Here is a 21,974-nt window from a genome sequence, read left to right as displayed (position 1 = left end):
TCAAGCATCTTTACCGTCAGAAACTAATCTGATGCTTTGACGTTTTTAATTGCGTCTATTGTTCTGTATGTTGCTGATATGAAAATACTGGTAGTAGAAGATGAGCCCAAACTGGCTTCGTTTATAAAGAAAGGACTGGAAGAACAATCCTGCGAGGTTGATGTCGCTTACGACGGCCAGGTAGGTCGGAATATGGCGCTTAATAACCCGTATGACGTCATCATTTTAGATGTCAATCTTCCCAAAATGAATGGCTTCGACGTAGTGCAGGCTGTCCGGCAGGAAAATATCCGAACCCCTGTTCTAATGCTGACGGCGATGGGCTCGGTGGATGATAAACTGACTGGTTTTGAAGCCGGGGCCGACGATTATCTGGTCAAACCCTTTGAGTTTCGCGAGCTGATGGCCCGGTTGCGCGCGCTCAACAAACGTAGCAGTGACGGGGGGCTCCAATCGAACGTAATTCGGGTTGCCGATCTGGAACTGGACTTAAACGAAAAAATAGCGCGTCGGGGCGATAAACGTATCGAATTGACAGCTAAGGAATTCGGCCTCCTGGAATACTTCATGCGTAACCGGGGCCGGGTTGTTTCCCGCATTGATATTGCCGAAAAAGTGTGGGATATTCATTTTGATACAGGCACTAACGTAATTGATGTTTACGTAAACTTCCTGCGCAAAAAAATCGACAAAGACTTTCCGACTAAGCTCATCCACACGGTGATTGGTATGGGCTACATGCTTAAGGAGGAATAAGAGCTTCTGCGTAACTCGGGACTTTTCGTTTCCTCAGCCTTTATTCTATGAATATCCGCACCCGCCTGACGTTGCTGTTCGTACTGCTGGTAGCATCCATCATGCTCCTGTTTACCGTCTCGGTTTATTATCTGTACGATCAGCTTCGCCAGCAGGAATTCGAGCAGCGGTTAGAGGGGCAGGCGTTAACAACAGTCCGACTGCGGGAGGACGTTGGTCAGGTTCCCAAGGGCGATCTACCCCAGATTAGTGAAGCGCAGGTCACCGTTTATAGCCCTCAGGGCGAAGTTTTATACAATCTGGATAGCCTGGGTTCCCACTTTCCGATTTCGTTTACTTTCCTTCAAAAGATCACCCCTGGCCGTCACCACTACGTTCGTCTCGGCAACCAGGAGGCAGTTGGCGTTAGTTATCTGAATCCCAGAAATCAGCAGCTTTACATTGTCGCTTCTGGTTTTGACAAGTATGGTCTGGGCCAGTTAGAGCGGCTACGGACTATTCTGTTTTACAGTTGGTTTTTAAGTCTGGCTATTGTTGGAGTAGCAGGCTACTTATTTGCAACCGACGCCCTACGACCAGTCGCCGAGCTTATTCGGCAAGCCAACGCGATCTCAGCGACCAACATTCATATGCGTTTGTACGTAGGCCGCCAGCGTGATGAACTGGCTGATCTAGCCCGCACATTCAACGACTTATTAAGTCGGCTGGAGGTAGCCTTCGTATCGCAGAAGAGCTTTGTTTCGCATGCCTCCCACGAATTGCGTACTCCACTCACGGTCATGATGGGACACATTGAAGTGACTCGTTTGCAAGCCCGTTCGAGCAAAGATTACGAACAGGCGTTGGACGGCGTACTGGATGAGGTAAAGAGTATGATCCGACTGGTAAACGGCCTACTGGAGCTGGCCCGAGCTAGTTCAGACAGCACAATGTTGAATCACCAGCCCGTTCGGATTGACGAATTACTCTGGCAGGCTCAGAGCCAGATCGTTCAAAAAAAGCCGGAGTATCAAATCAACATTGACTTTGACGACATGCCTGAACACGAGGAAGAAATGGTGGTGATTGGCGAAGAGCCACTCTTACAAACCGCCTTCCAGAACTTGATCGAGAACGGCTGTAAGTATTCACCCGACAATACAGTTGTCGTACTTTTGTCGTTCCAGAAAGGACAGATTCAGGTCACAGTCCGCGATCGGGGATACGGTATTCCGGAAAGTGATTTACCCCATATTTTCGAGCCGTTTTACCGATCGAACTCAACAATGACTGTCAGTGGGCACGGTATCGGACTAGCGCTGACCCGACGTATTATCGAACTCCACCAGGGTAGGATCAGCGTTCAATCAGTCGTTGGAACGGGAACCACGTTTAAGGTCACGCTTCCTACCCCGTTCGTAGCTCCCGAGCCCAAACAACAACCATTAGCAGCTGGCCGGATTGCCGATGCAGCGAACAGCTGAAAAGAAAATGGGTAGCATAAAGACATTTATGTCTATTGAACACTGTATGGCCACTATTAAAGCAAGTTAGCTAAACTGGTCAAAGCTCTCGTAAACTAGAATGGCCAGACTGCTTAGTCTGGCCATTCTAGTTTACGTTAATAAGTTCTATAGTTTCGCTTCTTTCTGCAGGAATCGGTACGTTTCCAGGTCTTTGGCCATCGAGTCAATATTGATTTCCATATCGTGAACGCTACCCGTTTCCAGGTCATATACCCAGCCGTGCACGCTTAACGTACCCTCCGTAAAGACTCCTCGCTGCACAAACGACATTTTGAGGACGTTGAGACACTGCTCACGAACGTTTAACTCAACCAGCCGCCGGTGCCGCTGCTCCGGGTCTTCGATAGCCATCAGTTCGTCTTTGTGCAGCCGAACCGTATCCTGAATATTCCGGATCCAGATGTTGGTTTCCCCGAAATTCCTGTGTGATACGGATGCCTGCACCCCTCCGCAACCGTAGTGACCGCAAACAACAATGCGTTTAACTTTCAGGTGTTCGACAGCGTACTGAATAACGGACAACGAACTGATATCGTTGTTAGGCACCATGTTCGCTACGTTACGATACACGAACAATTGGCCGGGCCGGGTTCCCATGAAGTTCTCGGGCTGTACCCGGCTATCGGAGCAGCCGATGTACAGGATTTCGGGCGTTTGGCCTTCTGCCATTCGTTTGAAATATTCTCCGTCAGCAGCTATCTCTTTCGACATCCACTGCTTATTGTTCTCGAATACCTGCTTGTAAAAATCCATGTCTTCAGTTGAAAATTGAGAAAACAGATAAAAGTCGGGTTGTCTATAAGCCAGTCACCAGACTCTTAATAACCGCAATTTAGTCGCTAATGTTGGTTGAATACGTATCGCTCAACACAATCTTACCTGGCTTGATGGCGGCTGCCACTTTCCTGATTCCCCTGCGGACTATGCCTGCTTACTACTTTTTCAGCCAGCGTAACGCGCGTCCGCTCAGCTCCACTTCGGCCTTGTGCGAGGGATCAACCGCGAGTGTTCTTACTTGTGTGTTACTTAATTGTAAGGCGCTCGAATCACGTACTGTCGCCTGCAACGAAGCATATTGATCGGTCCCCAGAATGGTTTTGCTGCATTGGCTAATATCCAGGGCACAGTTGCCCGTAACAGTTAGTCCACTGGTTCGAAGGCGCCCGTTTATCAGCGATACGTTCAGCGAGTCAAGCGTAAATTTTCGGATGGTCAGCCGACCGTTTTTCATCCGAACACTTTCCAGATCAGGAGTACGTATGACTAGCTCAATAGTTTCTTCTTTGTCCGTTTCCCTATTTTTTGCATACATGTATTTCTGCTTGACGACCAGATACGATACAAACATGGTATCGCCCTGCTGCTTCAGCTGATAGTTAGATCTCCCAGGACTAATGTATGCCTCTGACTGCGGGCCATGTTCAACAATAACTTCATCAACAGGCCCATCGATAACCCAGTGGCGGGCGGCAGGTAACATTCTTTTGTCAAACCCTTGTAGCGGGTTCGACCAGTCCAGCTTGTCGTACTCCTGCTTAAGCAATACGTTGGTAGCAGTCATGCCCATTAACGTAATAAGAACGATGATCGCCAGAAGTATATGGCTTGTTTTCATAGTCGTGTTTTAGGAATGATTATAGTTATCGGCTACATACTGCTCGTAACGCGTCTCGATTTCTGACAGATCGATACCAAGCAGATAGAGGTTTTTAAAGAAGATAGGCAGATCATTTTCCAGAAACTGCTCCCGCCGGTAGTCCCGAATCCGGTCGTTGGCGTCGTTGGTGGGAAAGTAACCAATACCCCGTTTGTTAGCGATGACGGCTTTCTGGCTTAGAAATTCGTAGGTACGCATAACTGTGTTGGGGTTTACTTCCAGTTCAGCCGCCAGCTCCCGAACGGACGAAATTTTCTCGCCCGCTGGCCAGCGATTCAATAGGATCTGCTCACTGACGTACTCGGCTATTTGCAGGTAAATTGCTTGTTTGTCCCGAAAATCCATGCTTACACCTCCTGCTCTTTCAGGCGATAGTACGCCGTTAGGTAAAGTAAACCAACGACTGTTACGCCAACCAAGTATTGTAGCTGTCTGCCGATTGGCTGGGGTAACTCCAGCGTACGGTATACCTCTTTATTCTTCAACACGACAGCCGACAAGGGAAGGCCATAGTTCACTTCGACAGGCCCTTTGTTCATCAGCGTACCTAGTACGGTTTCGTTTCCTAACGTTCCTAGGCTAACCAGCGCCACAATAGTCAATGCGACCAGCGGCAACGTAAAACGCCGGAACAGGAGTGACAGTGCCAAGGAAACCGGATGGATTAGAGCGACCATAACCCAGGTCGTTGGCGAGGTTCGATCAAAACCTTGAAACTTATATATGGGCTCGACTTTGGCTACTACCCCACCATCAAGTGTGTAATTCTGTATGTCAGCTAGTTGCGAATCAGTCCAGTGCCGATGATTGACAAATGCCAGACCAACAGCGTCGATTAGAACGAACAAAAGGCTATAGACCAGAAAGAACCCCAGTCCGGATACAAGCAGAATCAGCAGGTATTTTTCGAGTCGGGAAGCCGGACGTAACAAGTAAGAAATTGACCTCTCTCTGCTCCTTAGTGAAGTAACCTGTTGTACCGTGAATGTTCCCCAAGCAAACGTTCCAATCAGCGTAAGCGTAGCCAGCCGACTTTGAACGATAAAATTGGGCAGATTATCGTACACAAACAGGGCGCAAATAATCAAGACAACCAGCAGTAAACCCACATTCAGCAACAGCGCTGCCCGGTTCTCGATAAAGTACGTACGGGTCAGCCGCCGGAATCGGGTCATTGAAAAGTAGGAATTCATAGGGTAGTGTAACTGGATGAGGTAGAGAATAAAGCTTGTATCCGATCAGGATGCGCCTGAACGGCATTGAACAACCGCTCCAGGTCGAGTCGATTGTTTTCGTTTGCCAACCGACTGGTCTCCGTCCGCTCGGCCACGATCGCGTAGCCTCCTACAACCCGCTCAGCGTACAAGACCGGTTGATACAGCGGCAGCTCGTCTACCAGGCCGAACCAAAGCCGATTGGTGATTTCCTCAATGCTGGCGTTTAGCGCTGCATTCATATTATCATTTGGCGCTTCGGCCAGAATGATAATCGGGTCAATCAGGGCCTCTAGATCTCGAACCTGATGAGTGGAAATAACCACTGTCCGCTGGTCGTCCACAGCACCGGCGACCAGACGCCGAAATTGGCTTTTCGACGGAATATCCAGTCCGTTCGTTGGCTCATCCATCAACAGAAGCGCTGTGTTCGTAGCTAGGCCGAAGCCAATCAGTACTTTCTTTTTCTGACCGTACGACAGCGCTGGTAACTTCTGATCGTCGGTTAATCCAAACTCGTCCAGGTAGCGTTTCATCTGTTGATGATCGAAACGGGGGTAAAACGGCGCGTTGGTTGCCACAAACTGACGAATCCGGACGGGCGGCAGGTAAAACTCTTCCGGCACTAGAAACAGATCCTCCAGAAAATCCGGACGACGCTCGCCGGGGACGTACTGCTTTACCCGAATGCTCCCCTCTTTAGGGTATAGAAGCCCTGCCATTAATCGTAGCAGCGTCGACTTACCAGCTCCATTTGGTCCTAACAGGCCATAAATCGAACCGGGATTTAGCGTAATAGTCAACCCTCTATACAATGGCTCATTGCGCTGGTATGTAAACGAAACGTTCGATAGTTCTACCATGTCTGTAGCTTCTAGTGTACTATATATCTAATACACTACAACAATCGATTTTAATTCGATGAAAGTCAAGCCCTATCTACATTTTTATTTTTCAGCTACGACATAGCCACTTGTCTACCAATTCCTCAAACTGTCTACTGGATTCCCGGTATGTTGCTGTATTTTGCCGTCGATACAATTACGATCTCAACCTTATCGATCCCATATCCACTTTATGATGAATTCCTTCTTGAGAAGATTATCACAGTTGCAGAGTGTCCTGTATTTGTGGTTCCTGGCCTCTGCTTCCTTTGGACAGACAGTCCCAACGCAACGTTCAGGTATTCTTGACGTAGGCGTCCGGTTTCAGAAAACCGTTAATCTGTACACCGAAAATGGCGTTACGTTTCAATACACCCACGCCAAACTCGCTAACCAGCGGCTGTATGTCGGGGGTAGTTACGTAACCTCCCGGCTGGGCACGGCCCTGGGGTCAAATGCTATTCAGCAGGACAATTTCCTGGCAACAGTTGGGTATTACTTCCGGCCTCAGTGGCTGGTTCGGCCCATTGTGCGGGCTAACGTTGGCTATTTCTCTGCTCAGTACGGCAGTCCTATCTTCAACGATTTACCCCGCACCTCGCTGCTGGCTTCGCCGGAACTAGGCCTCTGCTACTGCCCTAATTTTCCACTTAAAATAAGCGGATCGATTGGCTATAACTTACTCACAGGCACTGGTGTGGCTGGTCCGGGAACCCTCTATCCCGTTTTTGTGCAGACTAGTATTACCTGGAACGTATTACGTAAATAAATCCCGCCATGAAAACCTTACTCGTCTTACTATCGCTACTCGTTGTTAGTCTGGCCTGCTCACCGGACCCAGCGATCACGAACGACATGCTGGACAGCGGTACGTTTTTCGACCCGTCGCTGTACAACTCCGAGCGTTATCTCGTGTCCAAAGCAATCCCCAGACCTACCGCTGAACAAGCTCGAAAACCAGTCATTATCGCCTGCCATGGCTACTCAGCGTCGACCTTCGAGTGGGATGAGTTTCGGTCGTGGGCTAACGGACGTACTGATTTTTATTTATCACAGGTGCTGTTGGGTGGTCACGGGCGAAGTTACGAGGACTTCAAAAAATCGACCTGGCGGGACTGGCAGTCAGCTATTATAACTGAGTACGAGCAACTGGTAAAAGCGGGCTACCAGAACATCAGCTTATTGGGCTCTTCGACGAGCGGAGCCCTGTTGACGGAATTGGTCGCTTCGGGGTATTTCAATGGTCGACTGGCCCCACGTACTATTTTATTGGTTGATCCGATCATTATTCCGTCCGACAAGTCGCTTTCGTTAATTGGCGTCTTCGGACCTATGCTGGGCTATATTGATACGAAGCAGCCAGCTGCTGAAGACAAATACTACTACCACTTTCGCCCGCAGGAAACATTGCAACAACTACTAACGGTGCTGAACATAGCACGGAAGGAGTTGGAGAAGGGGGTTACGCTACCGACCAATTGTAATATGAAAATCTACAAATCGAAGAAGGATTCGGCCGCCGACCCGGTCAGCGCCGTACTCATTTATCGCGGTGTGAAAACGGCAACTGGCCAGCCGATCGATGTTGACATGATTGATTCAGACTTACATGTCTACACTCGTTTGAAATTACGGGACCAAGTTTCGTCGAAAGACCAGCAAAACCAGACGGCTACGTTTGCGGATATTGTAGCTCGGGTACTACGATAAGCAGGTGGCTATGATAAAGAACATCCTTTTCCCCTTCAGATAAGCCTTGTGCACGTGGCTGAGTACAGCCAACCCGTGTGGAGGTAAGCGGAAACTAATAAGAAAGCCTGCCAAACCGTTTAAGAAGCGGTTTGGCAGGCTTTCTCAATGCTACGAATAAAGCGATACTAACGGTTGTTATCCATTTTTTTCGCTTCCTTCTTCATTTCTTTGTGCTCTTTCTTCATTTCTTTAGCCGCATCAGCCTTGGCATCGTTGCCAGCGCGCTTAGCGTCCTTCTTCATCTCTTTGGCCTCTTTTTTCATTTCTTTGTGGGCCATTTTAGCATCTTTTTTCATGTCATCCTGCGCGAAAGCAGCGCCCGACATTACCATAATTGCAACTACAGCAGCAAATACCGTTTTCATAGTAACTTTTTTTCGTTTGTGATTAATTTAAGATCTGAGTCATAAACTCGATAGACTAGTATTTGTTGTTAATTATAAATTAAAAAAGCCTCGCTGATAGAATTGCTCCAGCGAGGCTTCGACTAAGGTCGGTTTCGTTGCTCTGTGTTCTTTTTCTTTGGGTTTTTCTTTCGGGCTTTTACGTCCGTCGAATGGCCGCTAATCACACTGTGTGTATTGTCGGTCTTTGTTTTAGTTTCGACGGGCGCGGTTCCAGGCGCAGGAGACCCGGCACTGACAGCCTGATTCTGATCCAAAGTAGTTCCCGTTCCAGCCGTTGGCGTCATTCCATTCGCGCTGGTTGCGCTGGAAGAACTTGACGCACCGCCCTGTGTCGGGCGTCCGGCCGCAGCATTGTATTGTTCATTCGTGTTGCCTGTTCCAGCGACACTCGTTCCCGCAGCGGGGTTACTAGCCTGCTGAGCCAAAGCTGCGCCTGCCGTCAAAAGCAGCCCAGCGGTGATCATTCCGATTATATGTTTCATAGCGTTGCGTAGCGTTCAGGAAACAACGCCCTTTGCGGGGCAATTGCCTTGCTAATAAAGCTATAACACTACGTAACGCGGGTGGTTTTCGAAATCGGTATAAATCCAGCTTAGGCTGCTACCTGGAACTCCGACGTCAGATGAAACTGAATATCCGGGTTATTCTGCTGGTTCATCCGCAGAATCCAGTCAGATTCAGCCAGGAAAACCGGATTCTTATCCTTGTCATACGCAATCTGGTTGCCTTTTAACCGGATAAACTCAGCCAATTTAGCTGGGTCATCAGCCGTCAGCCAGCATGCCTTCGTATAATTGAGCGGTACCCACCGGCATTTGGCCCCGTATTCATGTTCAAGACGGTATTGAATTACGTCGAACTGAAGTTCCCCGACGGTGCCGACGAATTTACGGTTACCGATGTCCAGATTAAATAACTGGGCAACTCCCTCATCCGTCAACTGCTGAATACCCTTATCCAACTGCTTTGATTTCATTGGATCGAGGTTGACCAGCTCTTTAAAGATCTCCGGCGAAAAGCTTGGAATTCCCTGGAATTGTAGCTCCTCGCCTTCAGTCAGCGTATCGCCGATTTTGAACGTGCCCGTATCGTATAAACCCACTACGTCGCCAGGAAATCCTTCATCGAGAACGCTTTTGCTGTCGGCCATGAACGAGAACGGACTGGCAAAACGGACGTTTTTGTCGAGTCTCGTATGGTGATAGAATTTATTACGTTCGAACACCCCCGAGCAGATGCGCAGGAAGGCGATCCGGTCGCGGTGACGTGGGTCAAGGTTAGCGTGGATCTTGAAAATGAATCCGCTGAAGTTCTTTTCGCTGGGCAGTACTTCGCGCTTGTCGGTTGGACGCGCAATGGGTTCGGGAGAGATGTCACAGAAGCCTTCGAGCAGTTCTTTCACCCCGAAATTGTTCACCGCTGACCCAAAGAACACCGGAGCCAGTTTACCATCTAAGTACGCTTCCCGGTCGAATGAATCATAAACGCCTTCGATCAATTCAACGTCTTCCCGCAGTTGAGCCGCATCACGCTCGCCAACTTTCTCGTCGAGCAAACTATCACTCAACTCAATCGCCAGTACGTCGTCCTCAACTTTGGTTTTATTGACTTTGAAGAAATATAACTTTTTCTCGATCAGGCTATAGACCCCTTTGAAATCCGAACCCATGTTAACGGGCCAGGTCATGGGCCGAACCCGGATGTTCAGCTTCTCTTCCAGCTCGTCCAGCAGGTCGAACGGATTCTGCCCTTCACGGTCCAGTTTGTTAATGAAAATGATCACCGGTGTATCACGCATCCGGCAGACTTCCATCAGTCGTTCGGTTTGTTCCTCAACGCCTTTTACGCAGTCAATGACCAGGATGACGCTATCCACAGCGGTTAGTGTCCGGTACGTATCTTCCGCAAAATCTTTGTGACCAGGGGTATCGAGGATATTGATTTTCAAATTGTCGTATTCAAACGTCATCACCGACGTAGCCACCGAGATACCACGCTGCTTCTCGATCTCCATGAAATCCGACGTGGCCGACTTCTTGATTTTATTGGATTTAACGGCTCCAGCGGTCTGGATAGCCCCCCCAAACAGTAATAATTTTTCGGTCAGCGTGGTTTTCCCGGCATCCGGGTGACTAATAATGGCAAATGTCCGCCGACGGGCGGTTTCTTGATTTGTATTCATCTGGATGAATGATCCGTCTATTGTATTCTGTATAGAAATACGTCAGCAAAGGTACGAAAGTTCGATTAGGAACGGAAGGTCGCAGCAGCGTACTGCGTCGTACTCATAAGCTATCCTTCACTGGCTAGCAGCCTGATTATGACACAAAAAAGCCCCGGCAACACGCGCTACCGGGGCCAAAAAAGCTTCGTTACAAGTTATGGTCGTATCCAGGTTGATTTCCGCTTTGGTTGCAGCGACTGCAATGGGCGACGCTCGTTCAGGATTATTCCCAGCAGAAACCCGAAGGCGACAGCCAATCCAAGCGTAATCAGCCAAACGACTAAGTAGTATGTATACGGATCAATGTTCAGCATTATAGTGGTAGGTTATGCGCTTCGGACGATAACCTACCCTGTACGTAACGCCCTGTTTTCTATTTTTTCATAGAAATGCCCAAAAGAGCAACGCCCATCCCGCTAGCAGGGCCAAGCCGCCTAATGGCGTGATGGCTCCTAGCCACGTAACGCCCGTAAAACAGAGCAGGTACAACGAACCCGAGAAAATCAGGACGCCCCCTAAAAACGAGTAACCTGCCCACCCAAGGAGCTTCACCGCTGTGGGATTGTTGCCAAATACCTGCATCAATACGCCAATCAACACCAGCGCCAGCGCGTGATAGAACTGGTACTTTACCGCTGTTTCAAACGTATCGGCCCGGCCTGAGGCTTCGAGCATGGTTCGTAATGCGTGGGCTCCGAAAGCACCCAGACCAACACCCAGCAAACCAAGTATGGCCCCCGCCTGAATAAAGAATTTCATAGTAGTTGTTCGAACGACACTGTCCGGTTTAATACGTAGAATAATGCCCGCCTTTACGGTTCGGTTGATCCTACCGAGCGCCAAAAATAGCACTACCCACCCGAACTAGCGTGCTTCCTTCTTCTACAGCGATCGAATAATCACCACTCATCCCCATGGAAAGCTCCTGGAAATGAATCATTGGGCGCAGGATCGTGGCCAGTTTATCGAACAATTGTTTCAGCCCCCGAAACTCCTGTCGTACCTGTTCCTGATTGTCGGTGTTCGATGCTAGCCCCATCAGTCCGATGATCCGAATGTTCGGCAGTTGATCCAGTTCTGGTGCCTGTAGTAACGCTTCAGCTTCATCCGCCGAAAAACCAAACTTGGTTTCTTCAGTAGCAATATGAATTTGCAGTAGACAGTCAATGATGCGATTATGCTTGGCTGCCTGCCGGTTTATTTCCTGCAATAGTTTTAAGCTGTCAACCGAATGGATGAGCGTAACAAAACCGGCAATATATTTCACCTTGTTGCTTTGCAGGTGACCAATCATATGCCAGTTCACATCCGCCGGAAGCTGGGGCTGCTTCTCCGCCATTTCCTGTACCTTATTCTCACCAAACAACCGGCTGCCAGCGTCATAGGCTTCCTGCAACATAGAAACCGGTTTTGTTTTCGTAACAGCAATTAATCGAGCTTTACCGGCTAACTCACGCTCAATCAGTTGAATACTCTCGGTAATCATAAAAATCGACAAACGGTGACAAATTAACCAATCGGGAGTTTGCATAGTATTAGGTTTGAGAACTACGTAGAAAGGCGTAGTTTTTGGCCGAAAAACCCCGGACTGTATGTCTTAGTACAATAAACTATTCGTTGTATTAGTTCTCAGTGCCCCTGGCGACCCAACTGTTTTGAATCGTGTATGGCTTTACTTGAACCTCGTCCTCAACCTAAAAACACCAGTCGAAATTACCTGCTTGTTGCCCTCTTGATTCTGGCCTTTCTGAACATACTGCTGTTCTATTTCTGGTTTCAGGAGCGTCAGGAAAACAAATCAAAGGACGCTGCCATTGCCGTTAAAACCGAAGAGGTCCTATCGGCTCGTACCAAGCTCGATTCTATCTCCGCTCAGCTGGACGTTAAAATTGACGAAATACAACGTCTTGGTGGTAGTGTTGATTCGCTCATTAAAGTACGGGAACAACTCGAACGTGACAAAGCGGCTCTGCGTAACGTCAATGAGTTCGACAGCAAGAAATTTGACCAGAAGATTCGCGGCTATCAATCGTTACTGGCCCAGAAAGATCAGGAGCTTACCCGACTGGCAGCCGAAAACGGTCAGTTAAGTCAGGTCAATGATTCTTTACGTCAGGAAAACTCCGGCTTAAAGGCCGAGCGACAATCACTGAGTGATTCTATGCAATCAGTTGTGTCGCGTAATCAGGAGTTGAGTGAAAAAGTGAGTATTGCAGCAGCCCTACGAGCGGAAAGCGTTACGGTGTCGGCCATTAATGACAATGGACGTGAGCGCGACGGCGAAAGCTTCCGGGCGAAACAGATCGACAAGCTTCATATCGCCATTCGTCTGGCGCCGAATGGTCTCGCGCGTCAGGAGTCGAAAGAGCTGTTTCTTCGTATCCTGGATCCTAACGGCGCTGTCATTTCAGATCTGGCAACGGGCTCCGGCGAGTTTACGTATAACAATCAGCAGATGATTTATACGGCCATGCAACGGTTTGACTTTGACAACAGCCGTCAGCAAGTCAACTTTATCTATGGTCGAGGTGGTCAGCGGTTCAAGCCCGGCACTTACACCATCGAACTTTACTGCGAAGGCTTCCGCATCGGCGAAGGCGGATTCACGGTTAAGTAGATACGAAAAAAGGAGGAGGGGAGGAAGTAGGAAAGGAAAATAAAGGACTAGGAGAACGTAAAAGCGTTAATCTCCCCTTCTTTCCTTTCCTGCATCCTCCTCTCCTCCTTTTTTACAATTCTTCCTTGTGTCATTTCTCCTTTTTTTCTTACCTTTGCGCCCTCATTTCAAACCAATTACACAATGTTTCCCAATAACTACGAAACGGTGTTCATTTTAACTCCCGTTTTATCTGATGCTCAGATGAAGGACGCCGTTGACAAGTTCCGCAAAGTGCTGACCGACAACGGTGCGGAGCTCGTTCACGAAGAGAACATGGGTCTGCGTAAACTAGCGTACCCTATCCAGCACAAAAACACGGGTTACTACCAACTCTTTGAGTTCAAGGCTCCCGGTACCATCATTGAGAAACTCAACACCGAGTATCTGCGTGATGAACGTATCATCCGTCACCTAACGGTTTCGCTCGATAAGCACGCTGTTGCTTACAACGATCGGAAACGGAATGGCTTAGTGGGTAAGAAAAAACAAACCGAAAACGCCGGGGAGGCCAAGTAATCATGAGTCTGCAAAACGAATCTGTCTCGAAAACCGAGAACCGCAAAAAATACGACCGCTTCAAGAAAGCCGGCATAAAATACATTGACTACAAAGACGGCAACTTCCTGCTGAAACTGCTCAACGAGCAAGGCAAAATCCTGCCTCGCCGGCTGACCGGTACGAGCCTGAAAAACCAGCGTAAAGTGGCTCAGGCCGTTAAACGCGCTCGCCATCTGGCCATCCTGCCATACGTAGGAGATTCTCTGAAATAATTGTCAGGCGGTGCTTGCATCGCCGGATCGCCAAACTTTTTAGATCAATGGAAATCATTTTAAAAACCGATATCGCCGGTCTGGGCTATAAGAACGACACCGTTACGGTGAAGCCCGGTTACGGCCGCAACTACCTGATTCCTCAGGGGTTTGCAGTAATGGCAACTGATTCGAACAAGAAGATCGTTGCTGAAAACGTTCGTCAGGCAGCTCATAAAGCTGAGAAAATCAAAAACGATGCGCAGGCAATTGCTGACAACATCGGTGATATGACCCTGACCATCCCAGCCAAAGCTGGTGACAGCGGTAAAATCTTCGGCCGCGTAACCAACACGCAGGTAGCTGATGCCCTCCGTGAAAAAGGTTTCGACATCGACCGGAAGAAAATCTCGGTTGACGACGTAAAAACGCTGGGTACGTACGAAGCGCTGATCGATCTGCACAAAGACGTGAAACACACGGTGAAATTTGACGTTGTAGCGGCTGAATAGTCGGTAAGCAACCACAAAAAATCGGTCTGTCGGGGAAGCCTGACAGACCGATTTTCGTTATGGTTGAATAAAACGAGTTAGTAAGAACTACAGCCATCAACTGCACTACTTTTAGTCTCATAACCAGCCATTTACACACCAGAAAGTTTTACTAAAAACGGACCTTATCGGCCCGTTTTTGTGTTAATTAAGTATGCAGTTTCATACCGAACTTTCGCCCGAGACACTTCCTTTTCAGATCAACCTGAGTAGCCGCATTGTAACGATCGGCTCGTGTTTTGCCGATGTTATGGGCCAGCGACTATGCGATAATAAACTGGCAGTCCTGAATAACCCATTCGGTACAATCTTTAACCCGGTTTCTATCAACCGACTACTCACAATGGCACTGATGGGCGTCGAGCCAGCAGATAATCACTATGTTGAGCGCGACGGCATCTGGTTCCATTATGATTTTCACTCGTCGTTGTTCGCGGCAACTAAAGACGAACTTCGGGAAAAACTGCTTCACGTATTACAACAAACTGCCGTTGCTATCAAGCAAGCCGATATTCTGTTTTTAACGTTGGGAACGGCGGTAGTTTATCGACATATTGAATCGGGCAAGGTCGTGGCGAATTGCCACAAAAAGCCCGGTTCGCTGTTCGAGAAGTACCTCTACCAGATCGATCATCTGCGCGACGAATTGACGGACTTGCTTAAAAGACTTCGTAAGGCAAATCCGGCGCTGAATGTGCTTCTGACGGTTAGTCCGGTAAGGCACATCCGCGATACGTTGCCCCTCAATCAGGTTAGTAAGTCCATGTTACGTGTCCTGACACACGAATTGACCACCTGGCACAAGGGGGTGTCCTATTTCCCTGCCTACGAACTGATGATGGACGATCTGCGCGACTACCGGTTTTATGAGGCCGATCTGATCCATCCGAATGCGCAGGCGCATGATTATATATTCGGCAAATTTGCCGAAAGTGCCTTCGACGATAGACTGCGTCATTTCATTAAGGAGTGGACTGGTATCCGTAAAGCACTACAGCATCGGCCGCTACACGGTGAGCAATCTTGCGCTCATCGTCAGTTTTTAACCAACTTGCAGCAGAAACTGGAAAATATATCCAAGTTGGTGGATGTATCGGCGGAACTGACCGATGTACGAAGTCGTTTAAACTGGGAACGGAAGGAGGAGAGGGAAGAAGGAGAAGGGATATTCGCATAGCTATTCCCTTTCCCCCTCCTCCTCTCCTCCTTTCTCCTTTTTAGCAATATGTCTGATTATCGATTATCGCAAGAATCTGTTTTACAAGCCTTAAGTACCGTTGAAGAGCCTGATCTGAAACGCGACCTGGTGTCGCTGGGTATGGTCAAGGATATCAATCTTGGTATCGGCTCCGTAAAATTTACGGTGGTTCTAACGACCCCAGCCTGTCCCCTAAAAGAAGTTATCCGGAAACGCTGCGAAGACGCGATCCACGCTCACATTGACGCCGATATTCAGGTATCGATCAACATGGTATCGGACGTTACGTCAACGCGTATTAATACGCCGACCCTACCCGGTGTAAAGAATATCATCGCCGTTTCGTCGGGCAAAGGTGGCGTTGGTAAATCGACCGTAACGGCGAATCTAGCTATTGCCCTGCATAAATCAGGCGCCAAAGTCGGCATTATCGACGCCGATATTTACGGCCCGTCTATGCCAACCATGTTTGGCGCGGAGGACATCCAGCCCCGCGTCTTTCAAGTCGACGGCGTAACACGCATGGAACCTATCCGGCAGTTCGGCATTAAAATGCTCTCAATGGGTCTACTGGTAGCACCGGGTCAGGCCATTATCTGGCGCGGTACTATGGCCGGTCGCGCCCTGCAGCAGTTTTTCTCCGACGCAGACTGGGGTGAACTGGATTATCTACTGATTGACCTTCCTCCTGGTACGGGTGATATTCATCTAACCCTAGTGCAGACTGTACCGGTAACTGGCGCAATTATCGTCACAACTCCGCAGAAAGTAGCGTTGGCCGATGCTACCAAAGGCTTAGCGATGTTCCGTCAGCCACAGATTAACGTACCGGTACTGGGTGTAATTGAGAATATGTCGTATTTCACCCCGGCCGAGCTACCGGATCATAAGTATTACATTTTTGGCAAAGGCGGTGGCCAGCAATTAGCCGATCAGTTTGATGTTCCCTTACTGGGTCAGATTCCGCTGGTGCAAAGCATTCGCGAAGCGGGCGACGAAGGCCGTCCGGCTATCAGCTCGGGTGAACCCGTTGCCACAGAAGCTTTTCAGTCGGCCGCCGAAGCCTTGGCCCAGCAGGTTGCGATCCGGAACGCGTCGCAGGAGCAGACAAAACGCGTAGTGGTTGCGTAGATCAACCAGAAATGATAATTTTACCGTAAATCACAGGATTTCATGGAGACGGCAATAGTAAACGACGAATTGATTACCCGTATCGAACGAGCTCTTGACAGTGTACGCCCATATCTGGCAGCCGATGGTGGTAATGTAAAGATACTGGAGATAACTGACGATAAAACCGTTCGACTAGAACTGATGGGCTCCTGCGGCTCGTGCCCCATGTCGGCAATGACCTTCAAAGGAGGGCTGGAAGAAGCTATTCTGAAAGCAGTTCCCGAAATAAAGAAAGTTGAAGCAATCAATATCACTCCTGCTTTTTGAGCTATAGGAGCCGTTATACGTTACGCATCAGCATACATCGTCTGAGCGTAATACCCTTCATAACTTACAGGACGAAAGCCGTCTGTTCCTAGAAACAGACGGCTTTTTTGTTTATTTGTGCTTCGCAACATTCCTTAATGCAGTGAGAGTAGGTATTTTCTTCGGTGGACCCGCGCGGGAGCGTGAGGTATCGTATGCGGGTGGCCGGACCGCCCTGGCTAATTTGGATAAAGGCTTATTTGAGCCGGTGCTGGTTTTTGTGGATGGGCGAGGTCGGTTTCGTCTCGTTGATCCTTCCTTTCTGGAAGCGCCGTCCTTACGTGACGCTCTCCCCCAGGACGATTCCGGTTTCTCCGTTTATGATGAATCACTGGCTGACGACGCTCTAGAAGCCCACCTACCCGAGCTACGTCCGGAACAATTCCGTGACCATTTTGATATTGCTTTCCTGGCCATGCACGGTCCCAACTGCGAGGACGGAGCCATTCAGGGATTGTTTGAGTGGTACAAGATGCCATATACGGGTCCAGGTCTGGTCGGATCGGCGGTAGGTATTAATAAAATCCTGCAAAACGAGCTGATTGCGCTGGCTAATGGGCAGCAGAAGAAAACGGCTACCATTACCCGCGACGAATACGAACAGGCCGACAAAGTCCAGTTCTTTCAGTCATTAGTGACGCACCTGGGTTTACCGATCGTCGTGAAAGCCCCGCATCAGGGTTCATCGATTGGTGTTGCCATCGTCCGTGAAAACAACCTCACTGATTTTTGCCGGGCCGTTGAGCAGTGTTTCTTTACGTTGCATATCCAGGCCGATGGCTGGAGCAAACTCGGAGAGTGGCCGTCACTGATGCCCGACGAGAAGCATAAGCTGGCGCAGGAAATGGTCAACCTCGAATCAGGCATTAGTTTTCCGCTGGTAGTGGAGCAAACGGGAACAATCATCAACCATCCAGGAGATTTTGTCACGACTCTCGATAACTTGACGACCGACGGCCAGCAGCCTGACCTGACATTGTCGTACATCAACGCCGAAGACGAAGTGCTGTTTGAAGAGTTTATCAGTGGTCAGGAGTTTTCGTGTGGCGTTATTCAGGACGATGATCAGAATGCGATCGCCCTCCCTCCGACCGAAATTTACAACGTAACGAGCTTCGACTACGAATCGAAATACAAGCTTAACACGACGAAGAAACGGATTCCGGTCGAAACCAGTCTGGAAAACAATCGCAAGATTCAGTTAGCCGTTTCGGAAGTCTTCACCCGTCTGGGCATCAACGTTTATTCTCGCATTGATGGCTTTCTGACACCAGCAGGCGATGTACTACTGCATGATCCGAACACCATTCCGGGCATGTCGCCCTCGTCGCTTATTTTCAAGCAGATGGCCGAAATTGGCCTGAATTTGTCGAACTCACTCACGTATCTGATTCGGCAATCGTTACGCGAACGAATTCGCACGGGCAAGGATACATTCCACCTCAAGCAACTGCTGGCCAACCTGGACGCGCAGCTTGCCGAACGTAAGGCGAATCCGCTACCCGTAGAGGTTGTTTCCTTCGGACCAAGTGATGACGATTTTGTGGCTGCTAAACAGCAATACAACCAGTTAGCGGCTACAGGATCCGTACGTCCCCAGCTTCGATACACCAATGCGCAGGGCGAAACGTTCGATATTCCGGTCAATCTGCTGTTCAAGGACACTATTGCCGAACTAGAAACGGCGCTGACCCAGCCTCGTCATCCGCTGCTGGTCGAAACGAGCGAACTAACGGCGCACATCACGGAGCGGTACGTGTAATATCCTCCCGTTCCCGATCCGTTACTGGATCGGGAACGTATTCAAGCAAGTCGCCGGGTTGGCAATCGAGCGCTACGCACAGTGATTCCAGCGTTTCAAACCGGATCGCTTTCGCTTTACCCGTCTTTAGGATCGACAAGTTAGACAACGTAATGCCGACACGTTCGGATAGTTCGGTCAGTGACATCTTTCGCCGGGCCATCATTACGTCGACGTTCACAACAATCGGCATAAGGTTAGATTGTTAGCGCCTGTTCCTCTTTTAATGTCATTCCCTGCCGGAACACTTCAGCCAGTCCAATAATAAGTACGCCGAGAAACACCTCGTTAAGCAAGGTGTAATTCGAATTCGTTGTGAACTGGATGTGATGACTGCTCAAGGTGTCTATAATATATGCTTTGGTAAGCCACCAGGGTGTCAACGATAGCAGTTTTATGCCTACTACCAGCAAACCGATTCCCTGAATCCGTCTGACGTTTTCTATACTGAATACCCGATTTGTGCCCAGGGTGTATGTCACGGCCCGTACCAGCCACAACAACCAGATTAAAGCGAGTATGATCAAACTTTGCGGCCCATACGAGGCCGTAATCAGCCAGACATCCGAGCTCGTAATATTTCCATCATAGTTGATATTAATAACAGTATCTCCGCTCGGATCGATGTTTATAAGCGGCCCATTTTCACTTATCGAGGTAGATTGTTTCTTACCAACCTGTAAGCTACTCGTATTTATCGACACGAATGCCTGCCCGTCGTTCACCAGTTTGCTAATTTCCGAGAATAAAACGGCGGGAGTCAACAAGCACATCCACACGAACGAGATTGTCACTACAATTCGTAGAATCCGGAGATACGTATGATCTCTCATAAAATCTATTTTTGATCTTCGGTGATTATTTGTTGTAAAACAGTAAATAATCACCGAAGATCAAAAATATGCCGAATTAAATAAATAATACGGCAGGACAGTAATCGAAACTGCTTCAACACCTTACGCTAAAGCTTGGGCTCCTGTCAATTTATTACCCAATAAGGTGACAAGTATATCGCACCGACAAAAAGCTTTAGTAATCAGGCACAAAACTGTTACCGGTACGTAAAATTATGCTTGCCTGCTGGACCGGTAACTCACCGAAATCATCCTGCGCGCGCCAAACAACACGCTGATAAACAATCTACTTTGCCGTCTGTACCGGTCCGTTCTCCCTAAGGCGTAGCTCGCTAAAATTCGGCGGATTCTAGTTTGCGTGTTTGACAGCCCCGTCGGTAGTACTAATTTTGACCCACAAGCACTTTAATCCGTAAGTAAATACCACTATTAGAACATGACAACCGCTTTCGATTCCTCAACTCAGCAACGCATTGACCAGTGGCTTAGTGGTAATTATGATGCCGACACAAAAGAAGCTATCCAGCATCTGCTCGACTCAGGTAACACAACCGAGCTAACCGACTCGTTTTACCGGGATCTTGAGTTCGGTACGGGTGGCCTGCGGGGTGTAGTTGGCGTTGGTTCTAACCGCATGAACCGCTACACCGTTGGTGCGGCTACGCAAGGACTTTCCAATTACATCAATGCCGCGTTTCCGGGCGAAGACATCAGCGTAGCGATTGCGCATGATAGCCGTCGGATGAGTCCCGAGTTTGCCCGGCTGGTCGCTGATATTTTCACGGCTAATGGCATTAAAGTGTATTTATTCAGCGCTCTGCGGCCCACACCCGAGCTCTCATTTGCTATCCGGCAATTGGGTTGCCAGAGCGGTATTGTTGTGACGGCGTCGCACAACCCACCCGAGTATAACGGTTACAAAGTGTACTGGAACGATGGCGCGCAGGTCGTAGCGCCACACGATAAAGCCATTATTGCCGAGGTGAATAAAATTACGTCAGTCGACGACATCAAGTTTGAAGGCGTCCCCGAGCGGATTCACCTGATCGACGAGGAGATTGATGCGCCCTACATCGAGCGGATCAAGTCGAACGCGGTTAATCCAGACGTAATCAAGCGGCAGGCCGATCTGAACATTGTCTACACGCCTATTCACGGTACGGGTATTACGCTCGTTCCCCGCGCGCTGGACGCTCTGGGCTTCACGAACGTCCATATCGTTGAGGAGCAGGCCACGCCCGATGGTAACTTTCCAACGGTGAAATCCCCAAACCCAGAAGAGCGCCCTGCAATGCAACTGGCCCTCGATCTGGCTAACTCACTCAACGCCGATCTGGTTATGGCAACCGATCCCGACGCCGACCGTGTGGGCGCAGGTGCCCGAAACCACCACGGTGAGTTCGAATTGCTGAACGGTAACCAGATGGCTAGCCTGATCATCTATTACCTCCTCAATGCCTGGAAAGATGCGGGTAAACTTACGGGTAAAGAATTTATCGCCAAAACCATCGTTACGACTGATCTGATCGATGAGATGTGTAAGCGGTATGGCGTTGCTTGCTACAACACACTGACGGGTTTCAAATACATCGCCGAAGTCATTCGTGAGCTGGAAGGTAAAGAGCAATTCATTGGTGGTGGCGAAGAAAGCTATGGTTACCTAATCGGTGACTTCGTTCGCGACAAAGACGCCATTGCTTCCTGCGCGATGATTGCCGAGTTGACGGCCTACGCTAAAGACAATGGCCAAAGCCTGTTCGACATGCTAATGGCCATGTACCAGGAAAACGGCTTCTACTACGAAAGCCTGGTTTCGCTGACGAAGAAAGGCAAAAGCGGTGCCGAAGAAATTCAGCAGATGATGGCCGACTTCCGGGCGAATCCGCCAAAGGAAATCGCCGGTTCAGCCGTTGTGCGGATCGACGATTACAAATCACTGACACGGACCAACACCGAAAGCAACGAAACGAACGCTATCGAAGCGGGCAAGATGGGGATCGAATCATCGAACGTGCTGCAGTTCTTCACGGCTGATGGCACGAAAGTTTCTGCTCGCCCATCAGGTACAGAACCAAAAATCAAATTTTACGTCAGCGTGCGTGAGCCGCTCGAAAGCAAAGAAGCCTTCGACAGTACGTACGATCAATTGAAAGCCAAAGTACAACGGGTAATTGATGATCTACAGCTGAAATAGGCTACTAACACAAGTTTCTTTTGAAAGCCCGGTTTGCGCAAGCAGCCGGGCTTTTTGTATATATACTTACTAGATATATAAATATTTCAA

At 49.0% G+C, this 21,974-nt stretch carries 26 protein-coding genes; 13 read left to right on the top strand and 13 right to left on the bottom strand.

The window, feature by feature from the left end; genetic code table 11:
- The first annotated feature begins 78 nt into the window (after positions 1 to 78).
- Positions 79 to 756 carry a response regulator gene (locus tag ACYVAD_RS16165; protein ID WP_461140546.1) on the top strand — a complete coding sequence of 226 codons (678 nt, stop codon included), beginning with the start codon at positions 79 to 81 and terminating at the stop codon, positions 754 to 756.
- A 47-nt stretch (positions 757 to 803) separates the two neighbouring features.
- A complete protein-coding gene (locus ACYVAD_RS16160) occupies positions 804 to 2,219 on the top strand; it encodes a sensor histidine kinase (protein ID WP_461140545.1) in 1,416 nt (471 codons plus the stop codon).
- A 147-nt stretch (positions 2,220 to 2,366) separates the two neighbouring features.
- On the opposite strand, the gene ACYVAD_RS16155 is transcribed toward ACYVAD_RS16160, so the two are convergent.
- The 5 genes from ACYVAD_RS16155 to ACYVAD_RS16135 form a co-directional block, all read right to left on the bottom strand.
- Positions 2,367 to 3,014: a carbonic anhydrase gene (locus tag ACYVAD_RS16155; RefSeq protein WP_461140544.1), complete on the bottom strand. Its 648-nt coding sequence runs from the start codon at positions 3,012 to 3,014 to the stop codon at positions 2,367 to 2,369.
- A 181-nt stretch (positions 3,015 to 3,195) separates the two neighbouring features.
- Positions 3,196 to 3,876, bottom strand: a complete 681-nt coding sequence (locus ACYVAD_RS16150; RefSeq protein WP_461140543.1) for a hypothetical protein — start codon at positions 3,874 to 3,876, stop codon at positions 3,196 to 3,198.
- A gap of 9 nt (positions 3,877 to 3,885) precedes the next feature.
- The gene (locus ACYVAD_RS16145) at positions 3,886 to 4,263 is read right to left on the bottom strand and encodes a GntR family transcriptional regulator (protein WP_461140542.1); all 378 of its coding nucleotides are present in this window, start codon (positions 4,261 to 4,263) and stop codon (positions 3,886 to 3,888) included.
- Between the two features lie 2 nt (positions 4,264 to 4,265).
- Entirely contained in the window at positions 4,266 to 5,111 is an 846-nt protein-coding gene (locus ACYVAD_RS16140; RefSeq protein WP_461140541.1) for a hypothetical protein, read from the bottom strand.
- Positions 5,108 to 5,995, bottom strand: coding sequence for an ABC transporter ATP-binding protein (locus ACYVAD_RS16135; RefSeq protein ID WP_461140540.1), 888 nt, complete (start codon positions 5,993 to 5,995; stop codon positions 5,108 to 5,110). Before ACYVAD_RS16135 ends, ACYVAD_RS16140 begins: the two co-directional genes overlap by 4 nt.
- 214 nt (positions 5,996 to 6,209) lie before the next feature.
- Between ACYVAD_RS16135 and ACYVAD_RS16130 the strand changes: the two genes are divergently transcribed.
- Both ACYVAD_RS16130 and ACYVAD_RS16125 read left to right on the top strand, forming a co-directional pair.
- Entirely contained in the window at positions 6,210 to 6,785 is a 576-nt protein-coding gene (locus ACYVAD_RS16130; protein WP_461140539.1) for a hypothetical protein, read from the top strand.
- 8 nt (positions 6,786 to 6,793) lie between these two features.
- Positions 6,794 to 7,726, top strand: coding sequence for an alpha/beta hydrolase (locus ACYVAD_RS16125; protein ID WP_461140538.1), 933 nt, complete (start codon positions 6,794 to 6,796; stop codon positions 7,724 to 7,726).
- A gap of 167 nt (positions 7,727 to 7,893) precedes the next feature.
- Here ACYVAD_RS16125 and ACYVAD_RS16120 read toward each other — a convergent pair whose 3' ends face one another.
- The 6 genes from ACYVAD_RS16120 to ACYVAD_RS16095 all read right to left on the bottom strand — a co-directional run bounded on the left by ACYVAD_RS16120 (position 7,894) and on the right by ACYVAD_RS16095 (position 11,885).
- The gene (locus ACYVAD_RS16120) at positions 7,894 to 8,133 is read right to left on the bottom strand and encodes a hypothetical protein (RefSeq protein WP_461140537.1); all 240 of its coding nucleotides are present in this window, start codon (positions 8,131 to 8,133) and stop codon (positions 7,894 to 7,896) included.
- A 122-nt stretch (positions 8,134 to 8,255) separates the two neighbouring features.
- Positions 8,256 to 8,657 carry a hypothetical protein gene (locus tag ACYVAD_RS16115; protein WP_461140536.1) on the bottom strand — a complete coding sequence of 134 codons (402 nt, stop codon included), beginning with the start codon at positions 8,655 to 8,657 and terminating at the stop codon, positions 8,256 to 8,258.
- A 110-nt stretch (positions 8,658 to 8,767) separates the two neighbouring features.
- Entirely contained in the window at positions 8,768 to 10,357 is a 1,590-nt protein-coding gene (locus ACYVAD_RS16110; protein ID WP_461140535.1) for a peptide chain release factor 3, read from the bottom strand.
- A gap of 197 nt (positions 10,358 to 10,554) precedes the next feature.
- On the bottom strand, positions 10,555 to 10,713 hold the full coding sequence (locus tag ACYVAD_RS16105; RefSeq protein WP_461140534.1) for a hypothetical protein: 159 nt from the start codon (positions 10,711 to 10,713) through the stop codon (positions 10,555 to 10,557).
- Between the two features lie 67 nt (positions 10,714 to 10,780).
- Complete coding sequence (locus tag ACYVAD_RS16100; protein ID WP_461140533.1) at positions 10,781 to 11,158, bottom strand: DUF423 domain-containing protein; 378 nt, start codon at positions 11,156 to 11,158, stop codon at positions 10,781 to 10,783.
- Positions 11,159 to 11,228: 70 nt separating this feature from the next.
- Positions 11,229 to 11,885, bottom strand: coding sequence for a YggS family pyridoxal phosphate-dependent enzyme (locus ACYVAD_RS16095; protein WP_461140773.1), 657 nt, complete (start codon positions 11,883 to 11,885; stop codon positions 11,229 to 11,231).
- A gap of 180 nt (positions 11,886 to 12,065) precedes the next feature.
- On the opposite strand from ACYVAD_RS16095, the gene ACYVAD_RS16090 reads away from it, so the two are divergent.
- From ACYVAD_RS16090 to ACYVAD_RS16055, 8 genes are all read left to right on the top strand, one after another.
- Positions 12,066 to 13,016: a hypothetical protein gene (locus tag ACYVAD_RS16090; RefSeq protein ID WP_461140532.1), complete on the top strand. Its 951-nt coding sequence runs from the start codon at positions 12,066 to 12,068 to the stop codon at positions 13,014 to 13,016.
- Between the two features lie 183 nt (positions 13,017 to 13,199).
- Positions 13,200 to 13,574, top strand: coding sequence for a 30S ribosomal protein S6 (gene rpsF, locus ACYVAD_RS16085; RefSeq protein ID WP_176566394.1), 375 nt, complete (start codon positions 13,200 to 13,202; stop codon positions 13,572 to 13,574).
- Between the two features lie 2 nt (positions 13,575 to 13,576).
- On the top strand, positions 13,577 to 13,828 hold the full coding sequence (gene rpsR / locus ACYVAD_RS16080; RefSeq protein ID WP_012925715.1) for a 30S ribosomal protein S18: 252 nt from the start codon (positions 13,577 to 13,579) through the stop codon (positions 13,826 to 13,828).
- Between the two features lie 47 nt (positions 13,829 to 13,875).
- Positions 13,876 to 14,319 carry a 50S ribosomal protein L9 gene (rplI, locus tag ACYVAD_RS16075; RefSeq protein WP_461140531.1) on the top strand — a complete coding sequence of 148 codons (444 nt, stop codon included), beginning with the start codon at positions 13,876 to 13,878 and terminating at the stop codon, positions 14,317 to 14,319.
- Positions 14,320 to 14,512: 193 nt separating this feature from the next.
- Positions 14,513 to 15,535: a GSCFA domain-containing protein gene (locus ACYVAD_RS16070; RefSeq protein ID WP_461140530.1), complete on the top strand. Its 1,023-nt coding sequence runs from the start codon at positions 14,513 to 14,515 to the stop codon at positions 15,533 to 15,535.
- Between the two features lie 48 nt (positions 15,536 to 15,583).
- The gene (locus tag ACYVAD_RS16065; protein ID WP_461140529.1) at positions 15,584 to 16,687 is read left to right on the top strand and encodes an Mrp/NBP35 family ATP-binding protein; all 1,104 of its coding nucleotides are present in this window, start codon (positions 15,584 to 15,586) and stop codon (positions 16,685 to 16,687) included.
- Between the two features lie 42 nt (positions 16,688 to 16,729).
- The gene (locus ACYVAD_RS16060; RefSeq protein WP_461140528.1) at positions 16,730 to 16,996 is read left to right on the top strand and encodes a NifU family protein; all 267 of its coding nucleotides are present in this window, start codon (positions 16,730 to 16,732) and stop codon (positions 16,994 to 16,996) included.
- Between the two features lie 142 nt (positions 16,997 to 17,138).
- Positions 17,139 to 18,797, top strand: a complete 1,659-nt coding sequence (locus ACYVAD_RS16055) for a D-alanine--D-alanine ligase family protein (protein WP_461140527.1) — start codon at positions 17,139 to 17,141, stop codon at positions 18,795 to 18,797.
- On the opposite strand, the gene ACYVAD_RS16050 is transcribed toward ACYVAD_RS16055, so the two are convergent.
- Both ACYVAD_RS16050 and ACYVAD_RS16045 read right to left on the bottom strand, forming a co-directional pair.
- The gene (locus ACYVAD_RS16050) at positions 18,778 to 19,029 is read right to left on the bottom strand and encodes a helix-turn-helix domain-containing protein (protein ID WP_461140526.1); all 252 of its coding nucleotides are present in this window, start codon (positions 19,027 to 19,029) and stop codon (positions 18,778 to 18,780) included. The two genes, ACYVAD_RS16055 and ACYVAD_RS16050, sit on opposite strands and share 20 nt — an antisense overlap.
- Positions 19,030 to 19,033: 4 nt before the next feature.
- A complete protein-coding gene (locus ACYVAD_RS16045; protein WP_461140525.1) occupies positions 19,034 to 19,669 on the bottom strand; it encodes a DUF2975 domain-containing protein in 636 nt (211 codons plus the stop codon).
- Positions 19,670 to 20,126: 457 nt separating this feature from the next.
- Between ACYVAD_RS16045 and ACYVAD_RS16040 the strand changes: the two genes are divergently transcribed.
- Positions 20,127 to 21,884, top strand: coding sequence for a phospho-sugar mutase (locus ACYVAD_RS16040; protein WP_461140524.1), 1,758 nt, complete (start codon positions 20,127 to 20,129; stop codon positions 21,882 to 21,884).
- Positions 21,885 to 21,974 lie beyond the last annotated feature (90 nt).

The sequence above is a fragment of the Spirosoma pomorum genome (genome assembly GCF_054776615.1).
This window is presented reverse-complemented; position numbering and strand designations above follow the sequence as displayed.

Excerpts from the sequence above, each read along its gene's own strand:
- ACYVAD_RS16165 (WP_461140546.1), top strand. The coding sequence starts at position 79 with ATGAAAATACTGGTAGTAGAAGATGAGCCCAAACTGGCTTCGTTTATA.
- ACYVAD_RS16160 (WP_461140545.1), top strand. The coding sequence starts at position 804 with ATGAATATCCGCACCCGCCTGACGTTGCTGTTCGTACTGCTGGTAGCA.
- ACYVAD_RS16155 (WP_461140544.1), bottom strand. The coding sequence starts at position 3,014 with ATGGATTTTTACAAGCAGGTATTCGAGAACAATAAGCAGTGGATGTCG.
- ACYVAD_RS16150 (WP_461140543.1), bottom strand. The coding sequence starts at position 3,876 with ATGAAAACAAGCCATATACTTCTGGCGATCATCGTTCTTATTACGTTA.
- ACYVAD_RS16145 (WP_461140542.1), bottom strand. The coding sequence starts at position 4,263 with ATGGATTTTCGGGACAAACAAGCAATTTACCTGCAAATAGCCGAGTAC.
- ACYVAD_RS16140 (WP_461140541.1), bottom strand. The coding sequence starts at position 5,111 with ATGAATTCCTACTTTTCAATGACCCGATTCCGGCGGCTGACCCGTACG.
- ACYVAD_RS16135 (WP_461140540.1), bottom strand. The coding sequence starts at position 5,995 with ATGGTAGAACTATCGAACGTTTCGTTTACATACCAGCGCAATGAGCCA.
- ACYVAD_RS16130 (WP_461140539.1), top strand. The coding sequence starts at position 6,210 with ATGATGAATTCCTTCTTGAGAAGATTATCACAGTTGCAGAGTGTCCTG.
- ACYVAD_RS16125 (WP_461140538.1), top strand. The coding sequence starts at position 6,794 with ATGAAAACCTTACTCGTCTTACTATCGCTACTCGTTGTTAGTCTGGCC.
- ACYVAD_RS16120 (WP_461140537.1), bottom strand. The coding sequence starts at position 8,133 with ATGAAAACGGTATTTGCTGCTGTAGTTGCAATTATGGTAATGTCGGGC.
- ACYVAD_RS16115 (WP_461140536.1), bottom strand. The coding sequence starts at position 8,657 with ATGAAACATATAATCGGAATGATCACCGCTGGGCTGCTTTTGACGGCA.
- ACYVAD_RS16110 (WP_461140535.1), bottom strand. The coding sequence starts at position 10,357 with ATGAATACAAATCAAGAAACCGCCCGTCGGCGGACATTTGCCATTATT.
- ACYVAD_RS16105 (WP_461140534.1), bottom strand. The coding sequence starts at position 10,713 with ATGCTGAACATTGATCCGTATACATACTACTTAGTCGTTTGGCTGATT.
- ACYVAD_RS16100 (WP_461140533.1), bottom strand. The coding sequence starts at position 11,158 with ATGAAATTCTTTATTCAGGCGGGGGCCATACTTGGTTTGCTGGGTGTT.
- ACYVAD_RS16095 (WP_461140773.1), bottom strand. The coding sequence starts at position 11,885 with ATGATTACCGAGAGTATTCAACTGATTGAGCGTGAGTTAGCCGGTAAA.
- ACYVAD_RS16090 (WP_461140532.1), top strand. The coding sequence starts at position 12,066 with ATGGCTTTACTTGAACCTCGTCCTCAACCTAAAAACACCAGTCGAAAT.
- rpsF (WP_176566394.1), top strand. The coding sequence starts at position 13,200 with ATGTTTCCCAATAACTACGAAACGGTGTTCATTTTAACTCCCGTTTTA.
- rpsR (WP_012925715.1), top strand. The coding sequence starts at position 13,577 with ATGAGTCTGCAAAACGAATCTGTCTCGAAAACCGAGAACCGCAAAAAA.
- rplI (WP_461140531.1), top strand. The coding sequence starts at position 13,876 with ATGGAAATCATTTTAAAAACCGATATCGCCGGTCTGGGCTATAAGAAC.
- ACYVAD_RS16070 (WP_461140530.1), top strand. The coding sequence starts at position 14,513 with ATGCAGTTTCATACCGAACTTTCGCCCGAGACACTTCCTTTTCAGATC.
- ACYVAD_RS16065 (WP_461140529.1), top strand. The coding sequence starts at position 15,584 with ATGTCTGATTATCGATTATCGCAAGAATCTGTTTTACAAGCCTTAAGT.
- ACYVAD_RS16060 (WP_461140528.1), top strand. The coding sequence starts at position 16,730 with ATGGAGACGGCAATAGTAAACGACGAATTGATTACCCGTATCGAACGA.
- ACYVAD_RS16050 (WP_461140526.1), bottom strand. The coding sequence starts at position 19,029 with ATGCCGATTGTTGTGAACGTCGACGTAATGATGGCCCGGCGAAAGATG.
- ACYVAD_RS16045 (WP_461140525.1), bottom strand. The coding sequence starts at position 19,669 with ATGAGAGATCATACGTATCTCCGGATTCTACGAATTGTAGTGACAATC.
- ACYVAD_RS16040 (WP_461140524.1), top strand. The coding sequence starts at position 20,127 with ATGACAACCGCTTTCGATTCCTCAACTCAGCAACGCATTGACCAGTGG.